1 rRNA gene is annotated in these 3056 nt (G+C 58.1%); it reads left to right on the top strand.

Annotated features, from left to right (window positions below):
* Positions 1–56: 56 nt before the first annotated feature.
* Positions 57–3056 (top strand): 23S ribosomal RNA (locus DP939_RS45120); the annotation flags it as partial.

The raw sequence follows: 3056 nt of genomic DNA, 5'->3' as shown, positions 1-3056 counted from the left end.
GGTGGGTTGTCTGGTTGTTGTTTGAGATTTGCATAGTGGACGCGAGCATCTTTTGTGGCCAAGTTGTTTAGGGCGCACGGTGGATGCCTTGGCACCAGGAGCCGATGAAGGACGTGGGAGGCTGCGTTAAGCCTCGGGGAGTCGCCAGCCAGACGTTGATCCGGGGATGTCCGAATGGGGAAACCTGGCACCAGTCATGTGGTGTCGCCGCCGTCTGAATGTATAGGGCGGTTGGTGGTAACGCGGGGAAGTGAAACATCTCAGTACCCGTAGGAAGAGAAAACAATAGTGATTCCGTTAGTAGTGGTGAGCGAACGCGGATGAGGCTAAACCGTATGCGTGTGATAGCCGGCGGGTGTTGCGTGTGCGGGGTTGTGGGAGCTGCTGTGGGAGGACCGCCGTTCTTCCGGGGAGTGAGAAATTCGTCTGGTAGTCGAAGCCTTTGGGATGGGGCGCCGTAGACCGTGAGAGTCGGGTAGGCGAAACCGGATGGACTCCTTATGTGGTTGTCCCGAGTAGCACGGGGCTCGAGGAATCCTGTGTGAATCTGCCAGGACCACCTGGTAAGCCTGAATACTCCCTGGTGACCGATAGTGCACGAGTACCGTGAGGGAAAGGTGAAAAGTGCCCCGGTGAGGGGTTGTGAAAGAGTACCTGAAACCGTGTGCCTACAAGCCGTGGGGGCATCCCTTTTTGGGGTGTGACTGCGTGCCTTTTGAAGAATGAGCCTGCGAGTCGTGGTGTGTGGCGAGGTTAACCCGGGTGGGGGAGCCGTAGCGAAAGCGAGTCTGAATAGGGCGTTTTTAGTCGCATGCTGTGGACCCGAAGCGGGGTGATCTACGCATGGGCAGGGTGAAGCTCAGGTAAGACTGGGTGGAGGCCCGAACCCACCAGGGTTGAAAACCTGGGGGATGACCTGTGTGTAGGGGTGAAAGGCCAATCAAACTCCGTGATAGCTGGTTCTCCCCGAAATGCATTTAGGTGCAGCGTTGCGTGTTGCTTGCCGGAGGTAGAGCACTGGTTGGCTGATGGGCCCGACAAGGTTACTGACGTCAGTCAAACTCCGAATGCCGGTAATGTTAGCGTGGCAGTGAGACTGCGGGGGATAAGCTCCGTGGTCGAGAGGGAAACAGCCCAGATCATCGTCTAAGGCCCCTAAGCGTGTGCTAAGTGGGAAAGGATGTGGAGTCGCAGTGACAACCAGGAGGTTGGCTTAGAAGCAGCCATCCTTGAAAGAGTGCGTAATAGCTCACTGGTCAAGTGATTCTGCGCCGACAATGTAGCGGGGCTCAAGCATACCGCCGAAGACGTGGCACTCTCACGCCATTGTGTGTGGGGGTGGGTAGGGGAGCGTCGTGTCCTGGGTGAAGCGGTGGGGTGACCTGTCGTGGACGGGATGCGAGTGAGAATGCAGGCATGAGTAGCGAATCGGGGGTGGGAAACCCCCGCGCCGGATGACCAAGGGTTCCTGGGCTAGGTTAATCCGCCCAGGGTAAGTCGGGGCCTAAGGCGAGGCCGACAGGCGTAGTCGATGGATGACGGGTTGATATTCCCGTACCCGCTGTTATGCGCCCATACTGAACCTGGTGATACTAAGGGTCCTTAGCCCCCTGCTGCCTTCGGGTGGTGGGTGAGGGTGAACGCCCGGCCTGAGCTGGTAGTAGGTAAGCGATGGGGTGACGCAGGAAGGTAGTCCATCCCAGGCGGTGGTTGTCCTGGGGTAAGCATGTAGCCCGTGTCGTAGGCAAATCCGCGGCACATTTGGGGTGAGGTGTGATGCCGAGCCGATTGTGGCGAAGTGGATGATCCTATGCTGCCGAGAAAAGCCTCTAGTGAGTGTGGCGGCGGCCCGTACCCTAAACCGACTCAGGTGGTCAGGTAGAGAATACCGAGGCGATCGGGTGAACTGTGGTTAAGGAACTCGGCAAATTGCCCCCGTAACTTCGGGAGAAGGGGGGCCCTTGCTGGTGACCGGCCTGCGCGGCCGGGTGCTGGTGGGGGTCGCAGTGGCCAGGGGGAAGCGACTGTTTATTAAAAACACAGGTCTGTGCGAAGTCGTAAGACGATGTATACGGACTGACGCCTGCCCGGTGCCGGAACGTTAAGGGGACCGCTTAGTGACTCTTTTGGGGTTGCGAAGGTGAGAACTTAAGCGCCGGTAAACGGCGGTGGTAACTATAACCATCCTAAGGTAGCGAAATTCCTTGTCGGGTAAGTTCCGACCTGCACGAATGGCGTAACGACTTCCCCGCTGTCTCAACCACAGGCCCGGCGAAATTGCATTACGAGTAAAGATGCTCGTTACGCGCAGCAGGACGGAAAGACCCCGGGACCTTCACTATAGCTTGACATTGGTGTTTGGGGCGGCTTGTGTAGGATAGGTGGGAGGCTGTGAAGCGGTCACGCTAGTGGTCGTGGAGCCGTTGGTGAAATACCACTCTGGTCGTTTTGGATGTCTAACCCGCGCCCGTGGATCCGGGTGGGGGACAGTGTCTGGTGGGTAGTTTAACTGGGGCGGTTGCCTCCTAAAGGGTAACGGAGGCGCCCAAAGGTTCCCTCAGCCTGGTTGGTCATCAGGTGGTGAGTGTAAGTGCACAAGGGGGCTTGACTGTGAGACCGACGGGTCGAGCAGGAGCGAAAGCTGGGACTAGTGATCCGGCATCTCTGTGTGGTTGGGGTGTCGCTCAACGGCTAAAAGGTACCCCGGGGATAACAGGCTGATCTTCCCCAAGAGTCCATATCGACGGGATGGTTTGGCACCTCGATGTCGGCTCGTCGCATCCTGGGGCTGGAGTAGGTCCCAAGGGTTGGGCTGTTCGCCCATTAAAGCGGTACGCGAGCTGGGTTTAGAACGTCGCGAGACAGTTCGGTCCCTATCCGCTGCGCGCGTAGGAGACTTGAAGGGGGCTGTCCCTAGTACGAGAGGACCGGGACGGACGAACCTCTGGTGTGCCAGTTGTATCGCCAGGTGCATGGCTGGTTGGCTACGTTCGGGAAGGATAACCGCTGAAGGCATCTAAGCGGGAAGCTTGCCTTGAGATGAGGTCTCCCTCCCA

Origin of the sequence: Spongiactinospora rosea (genome assembly GCF_003315795.1) — a bacterium.
GTDB lineage: Bacteria > Actinomycetota > Actinomycetes > Streptosporangiales > Streptosporangiaceae > Spongiactinospora > Spongiactinospora rosea.
Note: the sequence above shows the minus strand (reverse complement) of the source record. Positions and strands in the feature narration are given on the sequence as shown.